Source organism: Streptomyces sp. NPDC055254 (assembly GCF_053606025.1).
This window is the reverse complement of sequence record NZ_JBSGQV010000002.1, coordinates 1-19,350: the sequence shown is the minus strand read 5'-3', so window position 1 is coordinate 19,350 and position 19,350 is coordinate 1. Positions and strand designations below refer to the sequence as shown.

At 72.3% G+C, this 19,350-nt stretch carries 21 protein-coding genes; 12 read left to right on the top strand and 9 right to left on the bottom strand.

Going from position 1 to position 19,350, the window contains the following annotated elements:
* Positions 1-35: 35 nt before the first annotated feature.
* Entirely contained in the window at positions 36-758 is a 723-nt protein-coding gene (locus ACWFQ8_RS02285; RefSeq protein WP_453784315.1) for an alpha/beta hydrolase, read from the bottom strand.
* A gap of 114 nt (positions 759-872) precedes the next feature.
* Here ACWFQ8_RS02285 and ACWFQ8_RS02280 point away from each other — a divergent pair, with 114 nt between their 5' ends.
* From ACWFQ8_RS02280 to ACWFQ8_RS02270, 3 genes are all read left to right on the top strand, one after another.
* Positions 873-2,021, top strand: a complete 1,149-nt coding sequence (locus tag ACWFQ8_RS02280) for an adenosine deaminase (RefSeq protein ID WP_453784314.1) — start codon at positions 873-875, stop codon at positions 2,019-2,021.
* A gap of 139 nt (positions 2,022-2,160) precedes the next feature.
* Positions 2,161-2,412, top strand: coding sequence for a hypothetical protein (locus ACWFQ8_RS02275; RefSeq protein ID WP_453784313.1), 252 nt, complete (start codon positions 2,161-2,163; stop codon positions 2,410-2,412).
* A gap of 132 nt (positions 2,413-2,544) precedes the next feature.
* Entirely contained in the window at positions 2,545-3,309 is a 765-nt protein-coding gene (locus ACWFQ8_RS02270; RefSeq protein WP_453784312.1) for a hypothetical protein, read from the top strand.
* Position 3,310: 1 nt separating this feature from the next.
* Here ACWFQ8_RS02270 and ACWFQ8_RS02265 read toward each other — a convergent pair whose 3' ends face one another.
* The 3 genes from ACWFQ8_RS02265 to ACWFQ8_RS02255 form a co-directional block, all read right to left on the bottom strand.
* Positions 3,311-3,514, bottom strand: coding sequence for a PspC domain-containing protein (locus tag ACWFQ8_RS02265; RefSeq protein WP_453784311.1), 204 nt, complete (start codon positions 3,512-3,514; stop codon positions 3,311-3,313).
* 38 nt (positions 3,515-3,552) lie between these two features.
* Positions 3,553-4,125 carry a VanZ family protein gene (locus tag ACWFQ8_RS02260; protein WP_453784310.1) on the bottom strand — a complete coding sequence of 191 codons (573 nt, stop codon included), beginning with the start codon at positions 4,123-4,125 and terminating at the stop codon, positions 3,553-3,555.
* A 78-nt stretch (positions 4,126-4,203) separates the two neighbouring features.
* Entirely contained in the window at positions 4,204-4,845 is a 642-nt protein-coding gene (locus ACWFQ8_RS02255) for a PH domain-containing protein (RefSeq protein WP_453784309.1), read from the bottom strand.
* Between the two features lie 169 nt (positions 4,846-5,014).
* On the opposite strand from ACWFQ8_RS02255, the gene deoC reads away from it, so the two are divergent.
* From deoC to ACWFQ8_RS02240, 3 genes are read left to right on the top strand one after another with little or no spacing between them, the layout of a single operon-like run.
* Entirely contained in the window at positions 5,015-5,977 is a 963-nt protein-coding gene (deoC, locus tag ACWFQ8_RS02250; RefSeq protein WP_453784609.1) for a deoxyribose-phosphate aldolase, read from the top strand.
* Between the two features lie 6 nt (positions 5,978-5,983).
* The gene (locus tag ACWFQ8_RS02245) at positions 5,984-7,435 is read left to right on the top strand and encodes an aldehyde dehydrogenase family protein (protein WP_453784308.1); all 1,452 of its coding nucleotides are present in this window, start codon (positions 5,984-5,986) and stop codon (positions 7,433-7,435) included.
* Positions 7,428-8,348: an aldehyde dehydrogenase family protein gene (locus ACWFQ8_RS02240; RefSeq protein WP_453784307.1), complete on the top strand. Its 921-nt coding sequence runs from the start codon at positions 7,428-7,430 to the stop codon at positions 8,346-8,348. Before ACWFQ8_RS02245 ends, ACWFQ8_RS02240 begins: the two co-directional genes overlap by 8 nt.
* Positions 8,349-8,408: 60 nt before the next feature.
* Here the strand turns inward: ACWFQ8_RS02240 and ACWFQ8_RS02235 are convergent, their stop codons facing one another.
* Complete coding sequence (locus ACWFQ8_RS02235; RefSeq protein ID WP_453784306.1) at positions 8,409-8,759, bottom strand: hypothetical protein; 351 nt, start codon at positions 8,757-8,759, stop codon at positions 8,409-8,411.
* A gap of 51 nt (positions 8,760-8,810) precedes the next feature.
* Here ACWFQ8_RS02235 and ACWFQ8_RS02230 point away from each other — a divergent pair, with 51 nt between their 5' ends.
* Positions 8,811-9,530 (top strand): uridine kinase family protein, encoded by a 720-nt coding sequence (locus ACWFQ8_RS02230; RefSeq protein WP_453784305.1) that lies wholly within the window; start codon positions 8,811-8,813, stop codon positions 9,528-9,530.
* A gap of 188 nt (positions 9,531-9,718) precedes the next feature.
* On the opposite strand, the gene ACWFQ8_RS02225 is transcribed toward ACWFQ8_RS02230, so the two are convergent.
* Complete coding sequence (locus tag ACWFQ8_RS02225; RefSeq protein ID WP_453784304.1) at positions 9,719-10,423, bottom strand: SigE family RNA polymerase sigma factor; 705 nt, start codon at positions 10,421-10,423, stop codon at positions 9,719-9,721.
* 178 nt (positions 10,424-10,601) lie between these two features.
* Between ACWFQ8_RS02225 and afsQ1 the strand changes: the two genes are divergently transcribed.
* Genes afsQ1 through ACWFQ8_RS02210 form a run of 3 tightly spaced genes read left to right on the top strand, consistent with a single transcriptional unit; the run spans position 10,602 to position 13,397 of the window.
* The gene (gene afsQ1 / locus ACWFQ8_RS02220; protein ID WP_453784303.1) at positions 10,602-11,279 is read left to right on the top strand and encodes a two-component system response regulator AfsQ1; all 678 of its coding nucleotides are present in this window, start codon (positions 10,602-10,604) and stop codon (positions 11,277-11,279) included.
* Positions 11,276-12,763, top strand: coding sequence for an ATP-binding protein (locus ACWFQ8_RS02215; RefSeq protein ID WP_453784302.1), 1,488 nt, complete (start codon positions 11,276-11,278; stop codon positions 12,761-12,763). The genes afsQ1 and ACWFQ8_RS02215 overlap by 4 nt, the downstream gene beginning before the upstream one ends.
* Positions 12,750-13,397, top strand: a complete 648-nt coding sequence (locus tag ACWFQ8_RS02210) for a hypothetical protein (RefSeq protein WP_453784301.1) — start codon at positions 12,750-12,752, stop codon at positions 13,395-13,397. Before ACWFQ8_RS02215 ends, ACWFQ8_RS02210 begins: the two co-directional genes overlap by 14 nt.
* Before the next feature lie 94 nt (positions 13,398-13,491).
* Here ACWFQ8_RS02210 and ACWFQ8_RS02205 read toward each other — a convergent pair whose 3' ends face one another.
* The 3 genes from ACWFQ8_RS02205 to ACWFQ8_RS02195 form a co-directional block, all read right to left on the bottom strand.
* Positions 13,492-15,153 (bottom strand): phospho-sugar mutase, encoded by a 1,662-nt coding sequence (locus ACWFQ8_RS02205; RefSeq protein ID WP_453784300.1) that lies wholly within the window; start codon positions 15,151-15,153, stop codon positions 13,492-13,494.
* A 29-nt stretch (positions 15,154-15,182) separates the two neighbouring features.
* Positions 15,183-15,989 carry a purine-nucleoside phosphorylase gene (locus ACWFQ8_RS02200; RefSeq protein WP_453784299.1) on the bottom strand — a complete coding sequence of 269 codons (807 nt, stop codon included), beginning with the start codon at positions 15,987-15,989 and terminating at the stop codon, positions 15,183-15,185.
* Between the two features lie 102 nt (positions 15,990-16,091).
* A complete protein-coding gene (locus tag ACWFQ8_RS02195; RefSeq protein WP_453784298.1) occupies positions 16,092-16,529 on the bottom strand; it encodes a gamma-glutamylcyclotransferase in 438 nt (145 codons plus the stop codon).
* Positions 16,530-16,726: 197 nt separating this feature from the next.
* On the opposite strand from ACWFQ8_RS02195, the gene ACWFQ8_RS02190 reads away from it, so the two are divergent.
* Both ACWFQ8_RS02190 and ACWFQ8_RS02185 read left to right on the top strand, forming a co-directional pair.
* Positions 16,727-18,166, top strand: coding sequence for an NAD(P)H-quinone dehydrogenase (locus ACWFQ8_RS02190; protein WP_453784297.1), 1,440 nt, complete (start codon positions 16,727-16,729; stop codon positions 18,164-18,166).
* Positions 18,167-18,341: 175 nt separating this feature from the next.
* Complete coding sequence (locus ACWFQ8_RS02185; RefSeq protein ID WP_453784296.1) at positions 18,342-19,289, top strand: DeoR/GlpR family DNA-binding transcription regulator; 948 nt, start codon at positions 18,342-18,344, stop codon at positions 19,287-19,289.
* The last annotated feature ends 61 nt before the right edge of the window (positions 19,290-19,350 follow it).

The window sequence follows — 19,350 nt, the reverse complement described above, 5'->3', positions numbered from 1 at the left end:
ACGCCGGGACGCCGCGACGGCTCGGGGAGCGGCCCTCACCCGCGCAGCGACCGCCCGAAACCGGAGGCCAGCGGCATCCGCAGGCCCAGCGGGGGCGGCGCCGCGAGGGCGTCCGTCACCGGGCGGGAGTACCGTCCGGAGAACACCGCGCCCAGGACGAAGTCCACGGCCAGCGCCACCACTTCCGCCTGGTGCTCCCACAGCGCGTGGCCGTCGGAATGGACCTCGAAGCGGCACGTGGAGCGATTCGCCTTCTTCGCCCGCGCCGCCAGCAGGAACGAGTCCTCCGGGTCGCTGCGGGCGTCGTTGGTGCCGTGCACGATCAGCACCTGCCGCCCCGCCAGCTGCTTCACCGGTTCAGGGGACCCCGCGCCGTCCGTGCCGCCCAGGCAAGGGGACAGCGCCAGCACCGAGTTGACGGCGTCGTGCCCCGCCGCCCGCAGCGCGGCCCGCCCGCCCGCGTCGTAGCCCGCCAGGCAGACCGGCACGTCGCCGTAGCGCCGCACCGCCTCGTCCGCGGCCCACCGCGCCTGCTCCTCCCGCGCGGCCCCCACGCCGTGCAGCACGGTGTGCGCGACCAGCCCCTGCGCCCCGCCGGACCGACCGAGCGCCCGCGCGAGCGGACGCACCGGACCGGGGGAGAATCTGGATGCCCCGGGAAGCAGGAGCACCACACCACTGACCGTAGAACCCGAGCCGCTCGCGCCGACCGCCCGCCCCAGACGGACACCGCGCGCCGGGGGCGCATGCTGTGCCATGGCGGAACAGTCTCAGACGCCGAGGTGTACGCCATCCGTCCGCGCGGTCACTGTTACATATCGAGTGCCCTCGTCGGCGCGGCGCTCTACGCGCGTAGGAGCTAGAGTGCGCAGATGACGAGCGAGACCCCCAACCTGCCGACCCCGGATCAGATCCGCCGCTCCCCGAAGGTGCTCCTGCACGATCACCTCGACGGTGGACTGCGCCCCGGGACCATCATCGAGCTGGCCCGCGAGGCCGGCTACGAGAACCTCCCCGAGACCGACGCCGACAAGCTCGGCGTCTGGTTCCGGGAAGCCGCCGACTCCGGTTCCCTCCCGCGGTACCTGGAGACCTTCGCGCACACCTGCGCGGTCATGCAGACGAAGGCGGCCCTCTTCCGGGTCGCCGCCGAGTGCGCCGAGGACCTGGCCGAGGACGGCGTCGTGTACGCCGAGATCCGCTACGCCCCCGAGCAGCACCTGGAAGCCGGCCTGACCCTCGAAGAGGTCGTCGAGGCCGTGAACGACGGCTTCCGTGAGGGTGAGCGCCGCGCCAGGGCCAACGGCCACCGCATCCGCGTCGGCGCCCTGCTCACCGCGATGCGCCACGCGGCGCGCGCCCTGGAGATCGCGGAGCTGGCCAACCGCTACCGCGACAACGGCGTGGTCGGCTTCGACATCGCCGGCGCCGAGGCGGGCTTCCCTCCCACCCGCCACCTCGACGCCTTCGAGTACCTCAAGCGCGAGAACAACCACTTCACCATCCACGCGGGCGAGGCCTTCGGCCTGCCGTCGATCTGGCAGGCCCTGCAGTGGTGCGGCGCCGACCGCCTCGGCCACGGTGTGAAGATCATCGACGACATCGAGATCGCCGCCGACGGCTCCGTGACGCTGGGGCGCCTGGCCTCGTACGTCCGGGACAAGCGCATCCCCCTGGAGATGTGCCCCACCTCGAACCTGCAGACGGGCGCGGCCGTCTCGTACGCCGAGCACCCGATCGGCCTGCTGCGGAAACTGCACTTCAGGCTGACGGTCAACACCGACAACCGGCTGATGAGCGGCACCAGCATGAGCCGCGAGTTCGAGCACCTGGTCGACACCTTCGGCTACTCGCTGGACGACATGCAGTGGTTCACCGTCAATGCGATGAAGTCCGCGTTCATTCCTTTCGATGAACGACTGGCGATGATCAACGAGGTCATCAAGCCCGGTTATGCGGAGCTGAAGTCGGAGTGGCTGTTCCAGCAGACCGCCTCGACCAGGGGTTCCGTCTCGGCCTAGGCCACGGCTTGACGTACTGAGAGCGCCCGGGAGGGGCAATTCCCGGGCGCTTTCTCATATTTAAGGATGTTTGCGGGCGAGGGTTTGAAGTGACTAGTTTGCGGAGCCGCTCAATTCCCCGTCGCAAGGACGATTCCTCATGAAGCAGTCAGCTGCCAAGACCCTCGGTGTCGCTGTCATCGGCGCCGCTCTCGCCGCGGGCGCTGCTGGTACCGCCTCCGCCTCGGCGCTCCCGGCCGCCAGCCTGACGGACGCTCTCGGTTCCGTCACCAGCGCCACCAGCTCCCTCACGAACCAGACGCAGACCGCCCAGGAGGGTGCGTCCGACCCCGCCGCCCCGGTCACCGGCCTGCTCGGCGGTCTGCCTCCGCTGCCGGCCCTCGGCGGCTGACGCCGCCACGACGCGTACGCGCGTTCGATGGGCGCACGCCTCTTCGAGGAGGTGTGCGCCCCGCCGCCGCGCGTGCCACGATCACCACCAACTGCCCGCCGACGCACGGGGTATGAGGTCTCGGTCATGCGCATGAAGGCACGAGCGACGCTGGTCGCGCTGGTCCCCGCCTTGCTCCTCGCGGCGGTGGGATGCGGCAGTACGGACAGCCCCGACTCCTCCCCGCCGGGCACGGGACCGGACCCCAAGGACTCCGCCGGCCGGACCGCCGGCGCACCCGGAGCCCCGGCGGCGTCCGCCCCCGGCGCACCGGCCACGCCGAAGAGCGGCGGCAGGCTGGAGCGCTCCGCCCTGGAGCAGGGAGACCTGGCGGACTACCAGATCTCCGCCCAGGGCAAGAACCCCAACGCCCCGGACGGCCAGCCGCAGGCCGACAAGAAGGCCTGCCAGCCGCTGGCCGACGTCATGGGCGACAAGCCGGACCCGGCCGCCCGGCAGACCGTCAACCGCGGCGTCGGGTCCCGTAAGCAGGTCGGACTCGCCGTCTCCGCCTCGGTCAGCTCGTATGCCGAGAGCGACGCGAAGGCGCTGATCGCCCGGCTCAAGGCGGCCGTGGCGGCTTGCGCCACGGGCTTCTCCGCCACCGTCGAGAAGCAGACCGCCGGCTACCGCGAGGTGCGGGCCGCGCAGTACCGCACCTCCGGTGACGAGAGCGTGAGCTGGAACCTGACGGCCGCCGGCCAGGGCGTTTCGGCGCAGGTCCACCTCGTCGTCGCCCGCGAGGGCGACACCGTCGTACGGCTGATGGCCCTCGACGTGGTGTCGGCCGAACGGCAGGTGCGGGTGCCGCAGGAAGTGGCCGACAAGCAGCTGGAGAAGGTCGAGCGGGCGCGCTGACCTACCAGGCGGTGGAGGAAGCGGGCTTCCCGTTCGGCAGGAGCAGCCACAGCGCCAGGTAGATCAGGAACTGCGGGCCGGGCAGCACGCACGAGACGACGAATATGGTCCGCCACACCGCGGCGGACATTCCGAAACGCCGCGACAGGCCGGCGCAGACGCCGCCGATCCATCGACCGTCACGGGGGCGGACAAGGGCGCTCATGGGATTCTCCTTCTTCGGGATCGCTTTTCCGCGATGCCTCAATAATCCCGTTGGACCGCCGACAGGACCTCGGTCCAGGGGCCGAGACCGACCCTGGAAATCTTCGGGGTAGAGCCCTGATAAGCGGCCTGTGAACGCCGCAGTCGCGCACGCAGCGCCGGGACGACGGCCACGTGTGCGAGCAGGACCCCGACGGTGTTCAGCAGCACCGAGTCCACGTCGACCACCCGGCCCGGGACGGACGTCTGGAGCATCTCGATGCTGAGCGAGACCAGCGCGCCCGCGGCGGCGGTCCGGGCCAACGAGGACCAGGCCGACAGCGGCGACGGCGCGAGCCGCCCGCTCACCAACGGCAGCAGCACCCCGAGCGGAGCCAGGAGCGCCAGGCCCTCGCCGATCCTCCGCGCGGCCTCCAGCGGCCCGAGGGCGAGGTCCGCCCTGATGCCCTCCAGCGGGCTCAGATTGGCGGAGGCCGCCCAGGGCACGTCCAGCGGCATCAGGGTCAGCCAGCCGACGACCACGAGATGAGCGGCCAGCAGGGCCCCGGCCAGGAGACGGAGACGGAAGGGGATGGCGGTGTCGGCACTGCGGCCGGCCTCAAGACGCTGCACACCTGCGAGGACGCCCGCCCGGTAGCGCCGGTTCCGCCTGCTCGCGGGTGTGGTCGGGAGCACGTCCGGCGGGACCGGTCAGCCCGTGGCGAGGAGCGCGATCAGCAGCACCGTGCCGACCGCCGCGGGGACGATGATCTCGTACGCCCAGCGCACCCGCACGCCGCCCTGGGCGCCCGGCCGCGAGGCGCCGCGCTCGGCCAGCTCCCGCAACTCGTCCACGACCCGGTCGGCGTTCGCCCGCGGCGGCGCGACGGGCCCGCCGGGCTTCGCCTGCGGGGCGGCCAGGCCCGTGCCGGTGAGCCCGCCGCGGCGGCTGAGCCCCTGGCGGGTCGCCTTCTTCCGCTCCCGCAGGGAGACGGGGACCGACCAGAGCTGGTACTTCGAGCCCTCGGCCAGGACCTCCGCCGAGTAACCGGCGCGCACGGCGTCCACGGCCGCCCAGGGCAGTTCCACGACCCGGAACGGGTTGCGCACCCGCATCCGGTCCGCGCCGGCGAAGACCGCGGGGCGGATGGTGAACGCGACGGTGAGCGGTACGGCGCCCAGGGCGACGGCGAGGGCGATCCACGCGGTGGTGCCCGAACCGCGGACCACGGCGTCACCGCAGAGCCACGCGATCAGCGCGAGCAGCAGGACTCCGGTGACGACGGCCGTGTGGGAGCGGTAGACCCGGTCGTGGTGGACCGGCTCGTCGACGGGTGGCTGCTGGCTGCTCATGCGGTCGATTCTGCCCCACGGCGTCCCGGCCCGCGGGACCGGCGTACACGAGGTCGTCGTCGGCCCGTCCCCGCCGGCGCCCCCGCCCGCCGGAGGTGTCGATTCCGCAGCGGATCCGGGGGAGGGGGTGACAGGCCGCTACGCGCGTAGATATGCTCATGTGGTGACCATGCCCACCACCCTCACCGCATTCGCTGACGTGACGACGTCCGACAGTGCGCTGCGCCGCTTCCTGCACGGGCTGCCCGGCGTCGACGCTGTCGGCCTGGAGGCCCGCGCGGCCTCCCTCGGCACCCGTTCGATCAAGACGACGGCCAAGGCGTACGCCATCGACCTGGCCATCTCGATGATCGACCTGACGACGCTGGAAGGCGCGGACACCCCGGGCAAGGTCCGGGCGCTCTCCGCCAAGGCCGTCCACCCCGATCCGACCGACCGCACGGCCCCGATGACGGCCGCCGTCTGCGTCTACCCCGACATGGTGGCCACCGCGAAGGCGGCCCTGAACGGAGCCGACGTCAAGGTCGCCTCCGTCGCCACCGCCTTCCCGGCCGGCCGTGCGGCCCTGCCCGTCAAGCTCGCGGACACGGCCGACGCCGTCGCCGCCGGCGCCGACGAGATCGACATGGTCATCGACCGTGGCGCCTTCCTCGCCGGCCGCTACCTGGACACGTACGAGCTGATCAAGGCCGTGAAGGAGGCCTGCGTCCGCCCCGACGGCACCGCGGCCCGCCTCAAGGTCATCTTCGAGACCGGCGAGCTGTCGACGTACGACAACATCCGCCGCGCCTCCTGGATCGGCATGCTCGCGGGCGCCGACTTCATCAAGACGTCGACCGGCAAGGTGGGGGTCAACGCCACCCCGGCCAACACGCTGCTCATGCTCGAAGCCGTACGCGACTTCCGCGCGCAGACCGGGATCCAGATCGGCGTGAAGCCGGCCGGCGGCATCCGCACCACCAAGGACGCGATCAAGTTCCTGGTCCTGGTCAACGAGACCGCGGGCGAGGACTGGCTGAGCAACCACTGGTTCCGCTTCGGCGCCTCCAGCCTGCTCAACGACCTGCTGATGCAGCGCCAGAAGCTGAGTACCGGCCGTTACTCCGGTCCCGACTACGTGACGGTGGACTGAGACCCCATGAACATGGACAACAAGACTTCCCTCTTCGAGTACGCGCCGGCCCCCGAGTCCCGCTCGGTCGTCGACATCGCCCCCTCCTACGGGCTCTTCATCGACGGCGAGTTCACCGACGCCGCCGACGGCAAGGTCTTCAAGACCGTCTCGCCGAGCAGCGAGGAGGTCCTCTCCGAGGTCGCCCAGGCGGGCGCCGCCGACGTGGACCGCGCCGTGCGGGCCGCCCGCAAGGCCTTCGAGAAGTGGTCCGCGCTGCCCGGCCGCGAGCGCGCCAAGTACCTCTTCCGCATCGCCCGGATCATCCAGGAGCGCAGCCGCGAGCTGGCCGTCCTGGAGACCCTGGACAACGGCAAGCCGATCAAGGAGACCCGCGACGCGGACCTCCCGCTGGTCGCCGCGCACTTCTTCTACTACGCGGGCTGGGCCGACAAGCTCGACCACGCGGGCTACGGCCCGAACCCGCGCCCCCTCGGCGTGGCCGGCCAGGTCATTCCGTGGAACTTCCCGCTCCTGATGCTCGCGTGGAAGATCGCCCCGGCGCTCGCCACCGGCAACACGGTCGTCCTCAAGCCCGCCGAGACCACCCCGCTCTCCGCACTGTTCTTCGCGGACATCTGCCGCCAGGCCGGTCTGCCCAAGGGTGTCGTCAACATCCTGACGGGTTACGGCGACGCGGGCGCGGCCCTCGTGGAGCACCCGGACGTCAACAAGGTCGCCTTCACCGGCTCGACCGCCGTGGGCAAGAAGATCGCCCGCCACGTCGCCGGCACCGACAAGAAGGTCACCCTGGAGCTGGGCGGCAAGGGCGCGAACATCGTCTTCGACGACGCACCCGTCGACCAGGCCGTCGAGGGCATCGTCAACGGCATCTTCTTCAATCAGGGCCAGGTCTGCTGCGCGGGCTCGCGCCTGCTGGTCCAGGAGTCGATCCACGACGAGCTGCTGGACTCCCTCAAGCGCCGCCTCTCCACGCTGCGCCTGGGCGACCCGCTCGACAAGAACACCGACATCGGCGCGATCAACTCGGCCGAGCAGCTCGCCCGGATCACCGCGCTCGCCGAGACCGGCGAGGCCGAGGGCGCCGAGCGTTGGTCCCCGGCGTGCGAGCTGCCGTCCGCCGGCTACTGGTTCGCCCCGACGCTCTTCACGAACGTCACCCAGGCGCACACCGTCGCCCGCGACGAGATCTTCGGCCCGGTGCTGTCCGTGCTGACCTTCCGCACGCCCGACGAGGCCGTGGCGAAGGCCAACAACAGCCAGTACGGGCTCTCCGCCGGCATCTGGACGGAGAAGGGCTCGCGGATCCTCGCGGTCGCGGACCGGCTCCGCGCGGGTGTGGTGTGGGCCAACACGTTCAACAAGTTCGACCCGACCTCGCCCTTCGGCGGCTACAAGGAGTCGGGCTTCGGCCGCGAGGGCGGCCGCCACGGCCTGGAGGGCTACCTCGATGTCTGATCTGTCGGCGGCGCCGGCGCGCCTGAACGTCTTCAAGACCTACAAGCTGTACGTCGGGGGCAAGTTCCCCCGCTCCGAGAGCGGCCGGGTGTACGAGGTGAGCGCCAGAACATCGGCGGGGAGCAAGGGCAAGTGGTTGGCCAACGCCCCCCTGTCCTCCCGCAAGGACGCGCGTGACGCGGTGGTCGCGGCCCGCAAGGCCTTCGGCGGCTGGTCGGGCGCGACCGCCTACAACCGCGGGCAGGTCCTCTACCGCGTCGCCGAGATGCTGGAGGGCCGCCGGGAGCAGTTCGTCCGCGAGGTCGCCGACGCCGAGGGGCTGTCGAAGTCCAAGGCCGCGGCGGTCGTCGACGCGGCGATCGACCGGTGGGTCTGGTACGCGGGCTGGACCGACAAGATCGGCCAGATCGTGGGCGGGGCCAACCCGGTCGCGGGTCCGTTCCTCAACCTCTCCACTCCCGAGCCGACCGGTGTGGTCGCGGTCGTCGCCCCGCAGGCCTCGTCCTTCCTGGGCCTGGTCTCGGTGATCGCCCCGGTGATCGCGACGGGCAACACGGCCGTCGTCATCGCCAGCGAGGAGTCCCCGCTCCCGGCCCTGTCCCTGGGCGAGGTACTGGCCACCTCCGACCTGCCCGGCGGCGTGGTCAACATCCTGTCCGGCAGGGCCGCCGAGATGGGCCCGCACCTGGCGTCGCACCAGGACGTCAACGCGATCGACCTGGCCGGCGCCGACGCGGCGCTCGCCAAGGAGCTGGAGATCGCGGCGGCCGACAACCTCAAGCGCGTCCTGCGTCCACAGCCTGTGGACGACTGGAGCGCCGACCCCGGCACCTCGCGCATGACGGCGTTCCTGGAGACCAAGACCGTCTGGCACCCGACGGGGTCGCTGGGCGCGGGCGGCTCGTCCTACTAGGACCGCCCTGCGAGACCGGCCCCGGCAGCGTCCCCCGCGCTGCCGGGGCCTTTCGCGTGCCTACGGCCGCGGGAGCACCGGCCCCAGCAGCGAGGTGACGGTGGCGGTGGGCAGCTCCCCGACGGAGGGCCCCCGGGTCAGGACGCCGGTGACCATGCCGGTGCCGACGGAGGGGAAGTCCGCGACCTTGGTGGCGACGCCGTTGTCCAGCGGGTCCACCCCGGTGTGCGCGAGCGGGTTCACCTTGAGGTTCGCGACCGGGTCGGCCACCCCGGACAGGGCCGCCGGTACGGAGAGTTCGCCGGCCTGGGCGCCGCCCGCGGCCATCGCCAGAGCCGCGCCGGCCATGGAGACGGTCAGGCCTGCGGTGCGGAGCCGGTTCGGCCCGGAGGGGGCTGCGTGACGTGCCATGGTGATCCCGCCTGTGGTCGTAGTCGCGTGCGCACGAAGCGTAGTCGAGGTGTGTTCCTCGACACCAACCGGCCACCGGGAGGATCCCCTACCCGGGGGAATGGTTCAGACTGGTGTCCCGTGAGCTCTTCCTCTCCTTCGCCGACCCGAGTCGTCCTGCTGACCGGTCCGTCGGGCTCCGGGAAATCGTCGCTGGCCGCCCGGTCGGGTCTGCCCGTGCTGCGCCTCGACGACTTCTACAAGGAGGGTGACGACCCCACCCTCCCGCAGGTCGACGGCAGTGCCGACATCGACTGGGACGCGCCGGCGTCCTGGGACGCGGACGCGGCGGTCGCCGCGATCGCCGAACTGTGCGCGGGCGGGCGGACGCAGGTACCGGTGTACGACATCGCCACGTCGTCGAGGACCGGTACCGAAACCCTGGACATCTCGCGGTCGCCTCGGACCCCGCTGTTCATCGCCGAGGGCATCTTCGCCGCCGACATCGCGGAGCGGTGCCAGGAGCTGGGACTGCTGGCCGACGCGATCTGCCTGCGGGGGCGGCCGTCGACCACCTTCCGCCGCCGGCTGGCCCGTGACCTGCGCGAGGGGCGCAAGTCGGTGCCGTTCCTGCTGCGCAGGGGCTGGCGGCTGATGCGCGCCGAACGGGGCATCGTGTCCCGGCACGTCGCGCTGGGCGCGCACGCCTGTGCCCGTGACGAGGCCCTGGGCCGGCTGGCCGCCGCCGCGGCCGGCCGCCACCGCACCCCCGCCGCCCACCCCGCCGGCTGACCCCCCGGACCCCCGCGGCGCCGGGTGGCGCGAGCTCGCGGTCACCGGGACCCGCGGACGCGAAAAGGCGGGATCACGCGGACCCCCGGCCGCTTGATCCCGCCTCTTCCCCCCGCGGCCCCCGCCCCACCCCCGTAGGACGGGCCCCCTGGCCCGATGGTCCCTCTGCGCCGCGCGGCGCAGACGCCCTACGCGACGAGCTCCTCGAACGACTCCGCCTCGTCGTGGCCGAAGCTCAGCGCCTGGTCCTCCCGCATGCGCCGCAGCGAGCGCCAGATGCTCGACTTCACCGTGCCGACGCTGATGCCGAGGATCTCCGCGATCTCCGGGTCCGTACGACCCTCGTAGTACCGCAGCACCAGCATCGTGCGCTGCGGCTCCGGGATGCGGGACAGCGCCTGCCAGAGCACCGCACGCAGCTCCGTACCGCGCATCGCGTCCGTGTCCGAGGCCGTCTCCGGCAGTTCCTCGGTCGGATACTCGTTCAGCTTCCGCCGGCGCCACGCGCTGATGTGCAGGTTCGTCATGGTGCGCCGCAGGTAGCCGCCGACGGCCGCCTTGTCGCTGATCCGGTCCCAGGCCCGGTACGTGGAGAACAGCGCGCTCTGCAGCAGGTCCTCCGCCTCGTGGCGGTCGCCGGTGAGGTGGAAGGCGGTCGCGTACAGGGACGCCCGGCGCTCCTGGACGTACGCCGTGAACTCCGCCTCCGCGGCACTGGAGGGGGCGGGGCGCTGCGCCGGTACGGCGGCGGGCCCGTAGGTGTTCGCGTCGATGGCCACCACGTGTGCCGGCCGGGGGCGGGCGACCGCCGACGTGCGGACACCCGCCCGGCGGTTCACATCGTGCAGCCGCGTGACGACCGCGCTGGTCGTGGTGCTGTGCAGCGTGTTCATCTCGCGCCCCCCGTCGTGGAGTCTGCTCTGGGTCCGTGCTTCGTTCGTTGGTAGAAGCCTGCCCGGCCGACATAACCGGGGTGTCCGTCGACTGTCACAGGCCTGTCACAGCCACCGGCACGGGATCGCGTGCGCCGGACGGTCGAACTCCCGTGGCCCGATGGGACAGAATGAGCGCGTGCCTTTCCTGTTGCTGATCGAGGACGACGACGCCATCCGCACGGCCCTCGAACTCTCCCTGTCACGCCAGGGCCACCGAGTGGCCACCGCGGCGACGGGCGAGGACGGCCTGAAGCTGCTGCGCGAGCAGCGGCCCGACCTGATCGTGCTCGACGTCATGCTGCCCGGCATCGACGGCTTCGAGGTGTGCCGGCGGATCCGCCGCACCGACCAGCTGCCGATCATCCTGCTCACCGCGCGCAGCGACGACATCGATGTCGTCGTCGGACTGGAGTCCGGCGCCGACGACTACGTGGTCAAGCCCGTCCAGGGCCGGGTCCTCGACGCCCGCATCCGGGCCGTGCTGCGCCGGGGCGAGCGCGAGTCCAGCGATTCCGCGAGCTTCGGCTCCCTCGTCATCGACCGGTCCGCGATGACCGTGACGAAGAACGGCGAGGACCTCCAGCTCACCCCGACCGAGCTGCGGCTGCTGCTCGAACTCAGTCGCCGTCCCGGGCAGGCGCTCTCCCGCCAGCAACTGCTGCGGCTGGTGTGGGAGCACGACTACCTCGGTGACTCGCGGCTCGTCGACGCCTGCGTGCAGCGGCTGCGGGCCAAGGTCGAGGACATCCCGTCCTCGCCCACCCTGATCCGTACCGTCCGCGGCGTCGGGTACCGCCTGGACTCCCCGCAGTGATCCGGGCGCTGCTCGCGGGCCGGCGGTGGACCAGCCTGCGGCTGCGGCTCCTCGTGGTGTTCGCACTGGTCGCGCTGACGGCGGCGGTCTCCGCCTCCGGAATCGCGTACTGGCTCAACCGGGAGGCCGTCCTGACCCGGGTGCAGGAGGCCGCCCTCGGCGACTTCCGGCAGGAGATGCGCGACCGGGCCGCGGCGCTGCCCGCCGACCCGACGCCGGAGGAGCTGCAGCGCACCGCCGAACTGATGGCGGGCAGCAGCCCCGGCTACAGCGTGCTGCTGGTGCACCAGGACAAGAACGACCGTCAGGTGTTCGGTTCGGCCGGGCCCGACTCCTTCGGGCTGCGCGACGTACCCAAGTCGCTCCAGGAGGCGGTGAACGACCGGCAGAAGACGACCGCGGCGAACGACTCCGAGTACCACATGTACTGGCAGCGGACGAAGCCGGACGGCAACCCCTACCTCGTCGGCGGCACGCGGATCGTGGGCGGCGGACCGACCGGCTACATGTACAAGTCGCTGGCGCAGGAGCGGGACGACCTCAACGCGCTGGCCTGGTCGCTGACCATCGCGACGGGTCTCGCCCTGCTCGGCTCCGCCCTGCTCGCGCAGGCAGCGGCCCGTACCGTGCTCAAGCCCGTGCAGCGGCTGGGCGAGGCGGCACGCCGGCTCGGCGAGGGCGAGCTGGACCACCGGCTGGACGTGTCGGGGACGGACGAACTCGCCGATCTGTCGCACACCTTCAACAAGACGGCGGAGGCGCTGGAGAAGAAGGTCGCCGACATGAGCGCGCGGGAGGAGTCGAGCCGTCGGTTCGTCGCGGACATGTCCCACGAACTGCGCACCCCGCTGACGGCGTTGACGGCGGTGGCCGAGGTGCTGGAGGAGGAGGTCGACGACCTCGATCCGATGATCGCACCGGCGGTCGCGCTCGTCGTGAGCGAGACCCGGCGCCTCAACGACCTGGTGGAGAACCTGATGGAGGTCACCCGCTTCGACGCGGGCACGGCCCGGCTGGTGCTCGACGACGTGGACGTCGCCGACCAGGTCACGGCCTGCATCGACGCGCGGGCCTGGCTGGACGCGGTGGAACTCGACGCGGAGCGGGGCATCGTGGCGCGGCTCGACCCGCGCCGCCTGGACGTCATCCTGGCCAACCTGATCGGGAACGCCCTCAAGCACGGCGGCTCGCCGGTGCGGGTCTCGGTGGTCGTCGAGGGCGAGTGGCTGGTGATCGCCGTGCAGGACAACGGTCCGGGGATCCCAGAAGCCGTACTGCCGCACGTCTTCGACCGGTTCTACAAGGCCAGCGCGTCGCGGCCGAAGTCGGACGGCAGCGGACTGGGCCTGTCGATCGCGGTGGAGAACGCGCACATCCACGGCGGGGAGATCACGGCCGCCAACGCGGCGGAGGGCGGTGCGCTGTTCACGCTGCGGCTGCCGGTGGACGTGGGGAAGGTGATCGCGGGTGGTGAGGGTGCGTAGGGTCCTGCCGGCGGTACTGGCGCTGCCGGTGCTGCTCGCCCTGCCGGGCTGCGGTATCCGCGCGACGGCCGTGCCGGTCGACGTGGGCGCGGCGCCCTCGCGGGTGTCGTGCGACACCCCGGCGCAGCCGGGCGGGGTGCAGGGCTTCCGGGCGACGGTGGAACTGATCTGCGGATCGGAGCTGGTCGGCGTGGAGCGCGTGGTCCCGGTGCCCGAGAAGAAGCCCGTACGCGACCCCGTGGCGCTGGTGGTCCAGGCGCTGCTGGAGGCGCTGGAGCGGACGCCGTCCACGGAGGAGCGGGACGCCGGCTTCACCACCGGGGTCCCGGCGGGGCTGACGGCCGGCCCGCCGCGGGAGGGCGACCCGGCGGGCACGGTGCGGTTGAGCCGCAAGCCGGAGGACCTGCCGCCGGTGGCGCTGTCGCAGCTGGTGTGCACGCTCGCGGGCAGCGAGGCGGTGTCGGCGGGCCCGGGACCGGTGGTCCTGGGCGGGCCGGACGCGGACCCGCCGCGGGCTTGGGAGTGCACGGAGGCGGTCCGTACCCGCCCGGAGTCGGTGCCCACGCTGGGTGAGATCGTCCGGCCCGCGCAGTCGCCGGGCGCGAGTGCGAGCCCGAGCCCGAAACCCTCCTGACCCCGCCGGAGCCGCGGGCGCGGACGCCGTCGGGCCCCGGACCGGTGGTCCGGGGCCCGACGGGCCGGGCGGCGCGGGCAGGACCCGCACAGGCTTAAAGCCCCATCGCCGCCGCGAGGTCCTTCTTGATCGCGTCCAGGACTTCCTGGCCGCGGACGCGGGCGCCCGCGAGGTCGGAGGCCTCCGCCACCGGGACCACGACCTCCAGGTAGCACTTCAGCTTGGGCTCCGTGCCGGACGGGCGGGCGATCACCCGGGCCTTGTAGGCGCCGTCCAGGTAGTAGCGCAGGCCGTCCGTGGGCGGGAGGGTCTCCGTGCCCTTGCTCAGGTCCTCGGCCGACGCCACCCGCAGGCCGGCCAGCGAGACCGGCGGCCGCGCGCGCAGCGCGGCCATCGCGTCGGCGATGACCGACAGGTCCGAGACGCGGACCGACAGCTGGTCGGTGGCGTGCAGGCCGTGGGCGATCGCCAGGTCGTCCAGCAGGTCGGTCAGGGTGCGGCCCTGCTCCTTGAGCACCGAGGCCAGCTCGGCGACGAGCAGGGCGGCGGTGACGCCGTCCTTGTCGCGCACGCCCTCGGGGTCGACGCAGTAGCCGAGCGCCTCCTCGTAGCCGTACCGCAGGCCCTCGACGCGGGCGATCCACTTGAAGCCCGTCAGGGTCTCCTCGTAGCCCACGCCCGCCGCCTCCGCGATCCGGCCCAGCAGCGAGGACGAGACGATCGACTCGGCGAAGACGCAGTTCCCGTCGCCGCCCGAGACCCCGTTGTGGACCAGGTGCGCCGCCAGCAGCGCGCCGACCTCGTCGCCGCGCAGCATCCGCCAGCCGTCCCCGGTGGGCACGGCCACGGCGCAGCGGTCCGCGTCGGGGTCGTTGGCGATCACGATGTCCGGCTCGACCTCGGCGGCCTTCGCGAAGGCCAGGTCCATCGCACCCGGCTCCTCCGGGTTGGGGAAGGCGACCGTCGGGAAGGCCGGGTCCGGTTCGGCCTGCTCGGCGACCAGGACCGGCTCCGGGAAGCCGTGCCGGGCGAAGGCCGCCATGACGACGTCCTTGCCGACGCCGTGCATGGCCGTGTAGACGGTCCGCACCGTCCGCGGGGACCCGGGGGTCAGGACCGCGTCGGTACGGGCCAAGTAGGCCTCCAGGACCTCGTCGCCGAGCTCCTCCCAGCCGGAGGCGGGGCGCGGTACGGAGTCCAGCGTGGTGACACGTCCGATCTCCGCCGCGATCCCGGCGTCCGCCGGCGAGACGATCTGGGAGCCGTCGCCGAGGTAGACCTTGTAGCCGTTGTCCCGGGGAGGGTTGTGGCTCGCGGTCACCTCGACGCCGGCGACGGCGCCCAGGTGCCTTATGGCGTACGCGAGGACGGGCGTCGGCAGCGGACGGGGCAGGACGGCCGCGCGCAGCCCGGCGCCGGTCATCACGGCGGCGGTGTCGCGCGCGAAGTCGGCCGACTTGTAGCGCGCGTCGTAGCCCACGACGACCAGGCCGCCGGCGTGGCCCTGGGCCACCAGGTAGGCCGCGAGGCCGGCCGCGGCCCGGATGACCACGGAGCGGTTCATCCGCATCGGGCCCGCGCCCAGCTCGCCGCGCAGCCCGGCGGTGCCGAACTGGAGGGTGCCGCGGAAGCGGTCCGTCAGCTCCGCCGTGTCGCCCGCCCGGATCAGCGCGGCGAGTTCCTCCGCGGTCTGGGAGTCGGGGTCCTCCGCCAGCCAGGCCCGGGCCCGGGTGATCAGGTCGTCCTGTTCCTGCACTACTTCCGCCTTACCTCTCGTACGGTCTCTCAGATGCGGGCGAGGACCTGGGTCAGCAGCGTGCCCATGCGCGCGGCCGAGTCGCGGCCGGCCTGGAGCACCTCTTCGTGGTTCAGCGGCTCGCCGGAGATGCCCGCGGCCAGGTTGGTGACCAGCGAGATGCCGAGCACCTCGGCGCCGGCCTCGCGGGCGGCGATGGCCTCCAGCACGGTGGACATGCCGACCAGGTCGGCGCCCATGACGCGGATCATGTTGATCTCGGCCGGGGTCTCGTAGTGCGGGCCGGGGAACTGCACGTAGACGCCCTCTTCGAGGGTCTCGTCGATGTCCTTGCACATCGCGCGCAGGCGCGGCGAGTACAGGTCGGTGAGGTCCACGAAGTTCGCGCCGACGATCGGCGAGGTGGCCGTGAGGTTCAGGTGGTCGCTGATCAGCACCGGCTGGCCGGGCTTCATGCCCTCGCGCAGACCGCCGCAGCCGTTGGTGAGGACGACGGTCTTGCAGCCCGCGGCGACGGCCGTGCGGACACCGTGGGCGACGGCGGCGACGCCGCGGCCCTCGTAGTAATGGGTCCGGCCGAGGAAGAGCAGCGCGCGCTTGTCGCCGATCTTGTACGAGCGGATCTTGCCGCCGTGGCCCTCGACGGCGGGCGGCGGGAAGCCGGGCAGCTCGGTGACCGGGAACTCGGCCTCGGGGGCGCCGAGCGCCTCGGCGGCGGGGGCCCAGCCGGAGCCCATGACGAGGGCGACATCGTGGGTTTCCGCGCCGGTCAGCTCGCGCAGGCGGGCGGCTGCGGCGTCGGCGGCGGCGAAGGGGTCGGTAACAGATGCGTTCACGCGGACGAGCGTAACCGCTCAATCCCTACGCGCGTAGATGGCACAGCTCACGGTGTTCGGATCGTTGCCTTGTCGTTTCCGACCAATTGTCCCCGGCGGGCCTCAGCAGGGGCGCTTGCGGAGCTCCATCACGTAGTCGTGCGGGGCGCCGGCCGACTCGGCCGCGTCGGCGAGCTCGCCCAGGTAGCGCGCGGAGGGCAGGCCGCCCTCGTAGCCGTTCAGCACGTACACCCAGGCGGCCTCCTCGCCCTCCAGGGTGTGTACGCGGATCCGCATGCGGCGGTAGATGTCGAGCCCGACGCCCTCCCAGCGGTCCATCGAGTCCTCGTCGAGCGGCGCGATGTCGTACAGCGCGACGAAGACCTGGTGGCGCGGTGCTTCCACGATCGTGGCGAGCGCGCCCTCCCAGCCCATCTGCTCGCCGCCGAAGGTGAGCCGCCAGTCGTTGATCCAGCCCGTGCCGCGCAGCGGCGAATGGGGAGCGCGGCGCGTCATCAGCCGCGGGTCGAGGTTGCCGGCGTACGCGGCGTAGAGCGACATGAGGTCGAGAGTACGGGAGGGGCGGCCGTGGCCGCGTGCCCGGCGGGCGTAACCCGTACGGAGTCCCGCGCAGGGACCGGGCGCGAAGCACCTTGATGCGTGCGGGACAATGGAGCACGGAATGCATCCCCCGGGGAGACCCCCCGGAACACCGGCCGGGGCGGCAGCCGGCCGGGAAGACGTGAGGCGGACTTTTCGTGACCCGGATCGTGATCATCGGCGGCGGACCCGGCGGGTATGAGGCGGCCCTGGTGGGGGCCCAGCTCGGCGCGGAGGTGACCGTCGTGGACTGCGACGGCCTGGGCGGGGCCTCGGTCCTGACCGACTGCGTACCATCCAAGACCCTCATCGCGACCGCCGAGGTGATGACGACCTTCGACTCCTCGTACGAGGAGCTCGGCATCGTCGTCGCGGACGACACCCCGCACATCGAGCAGGCCGCGCGTGTCGTGGGCGTGGACCTCGGCAAGGTGAACCGGCGCGTCAAGCGCCTCGCGCTCGCCCAGTCGCACGACATCACGGCCTCCGTCACCCGGGCCGGTGCCCGGGTCGTGCGCGGCCGCGGCAAGCTCGGCGGGCCGCAGGGCATCGACGGTACCCGTGACGTCATCGTCACGACCGCCGACGGCTCCGAGACGATCCTGACGGCCGACGCCGTGCTGATCGCGACCGGTGGGCACCCCCGGGAGATCCCGGACGCCATGCCCGACGGGGAGCGCATCCTGAACTGGACCCAGGTCTACGACCTGGAGGAGCTCCCCGAGGAGCTGATCGTGGTCGGCTCCGGTGTGACCGGCGCCGAGTTCGCCGGCGCGTACCAGGCCCTCGGGTCGCGGGTGACGCTGGTGTCCTCGCGGGACCGGGTGCTGCCGGGCGAGGACCCGGACGCGGCCGCCGTACTGGAGGACGTCTTCCGCCGGCGCGGCATGAACGTCGTCGGCCGCTCGCGCGCCGAGTCCGCCAAGCGCGTCGGCGACCGGGTCGAGGTGACGCTGTCCGACGGCCGGGTGCTGTCCGGGACGCACTGCCTGATGGCGGTCGGCGCGGTGCCCAACACCAAGGGCATGAATCTGGAGGAGTCCGGGGTCCGGCTCAAGGAGTCCGGGCACATCTGGACCGACAAGGTCTCCCGCACCTCCTCGCCGGGCGTGTACGCGGCCGGCGACGTGACGGGCGTCTTCGCGCTGGCCTCCGTGGCGGCCATGCAGGGCCGGATCGCGATGTACCACTTCCTCGGTGACGCGGTGGCCCCGCTGAACCTGAAGACCGTGTCCTCGAACGTCTTCACCGACCCCGAGATCGCCACCGTCGGCTACACGCAGGCCGATGTGGACTCCGGCAAGATCGACGCCCGTGTGGTGAAGCTGCCGCTGCTGCGCAACCCGCGCGCCAAGATGCAGGGCATCCGGGACGGCTTCGTGAAGATGTTCTGCCGCCCGGGCACGGGCATCGTGGTCGGCGGCGTGGTCGTCTCGCCGCGCGCGAGCGAGCTCATCCACCCGATCTCGATCGCGGTCGACAACAACCTGACGGTCGAGCAGATCGCAAACGCGTTCACCGTGTACCCCTCTCTGTCGGGTTCGATCGCCGAGGTGGCCCGACAGCTGCACACGCGCAAGGCATCCGGCGAGGCCTGAGCCCGGCCAACCGCCCCACACCGCAAGGGGTTTGGGGCGGGGTGACGGCTCGTGGCGCGGAGCCCGCGCAGGACTCCGACCGCGTATACCACTAGCCGCCCCGCCGTATGGACAAGTTCGGTATTCCGGCGCAAAGAGCTGAAAGCAGACGGTCGTTGGCGTTACTGTCAGTTTCGTGTTCGCTGCAGAACGTCGCCAATTGATCCTCGAAATGGTGCGGGCCAACGGAGCGGTATCGCTCCGGGAGCTCGCACGCGTCGTCCAGACCTCCGAAGTGACCGTACGGCGGGACGTGCGGGCGCTGGAGGCAGAAGGACTCCTCGACCGCCGACACGGCGGTGCGGTCTTGCCGGGCGGTTTCACGCGGGAGTCCGGCTTTCCGCAAAAGTCCCATCTCGCGACGGCGGAGAAGACCGCCATCGCCGATGTCGCGGCCGGCCTCGTGGAAGAGGGCGAGGCCATCGTCGTCGGCGCGGGCACCACGACCCAGGAGCTGGCCCGCCGGCTCGCCCGGGTGCCCGGACTGACCGTCGTCACCAACTCGCTGCTGGTCGCCCAGGCCCTGGCGCACGCCAACCGGGTGGAAGTGGTGATGACCGGCGGCACCCTGCGCGGGTCCAACTACGCCCTCGTGGGCAGTGGTGCCGAGCAGTCCCTCCAGGGGCTGCGGGTGTCCCGGGCCTTCCTGTCGGGCAGCGGGCTGACCGCCGAGCGCGGGCTGTCCACGTCCAACATGCTGTCCGCGAGCGTGGACCGGGCCCTGGTGCAGGCGGCCGCGGAGGTGGTGGTGCTGGCCGATCACACGAAGCTGGGCACCGACACGATGTTCCAGACCGTGCCGACCGACGTCATGACGCGGCTGGTGACGGACGAGCCGCCGCCGCACGACGACCGGGCCGCCACGGAACTCCAGGCGCTGGCCGACCAGGGCGTGCAGATCACGGTGGCCGGCGGCGCGTCGTCCTCCGGCGGCGACGGCATGGCCGGGCGTCGGCCGCGCCGGGAGTCCCCCCTCCCGGTCCAGCGCCGCGGCGGTCCCACGGCCCAGCTCCGCAGCGCCCCGGCCGGCCTGCTGGAACAGCAGGCGGAACGGGCCCGCGTCGCGGACATGCGGCGCCGCTAGAGCGCGCGCGTACGCGACACCTCGCACGGGGAAGGCCGGCGGGGCTGGAACATCCAGCCCC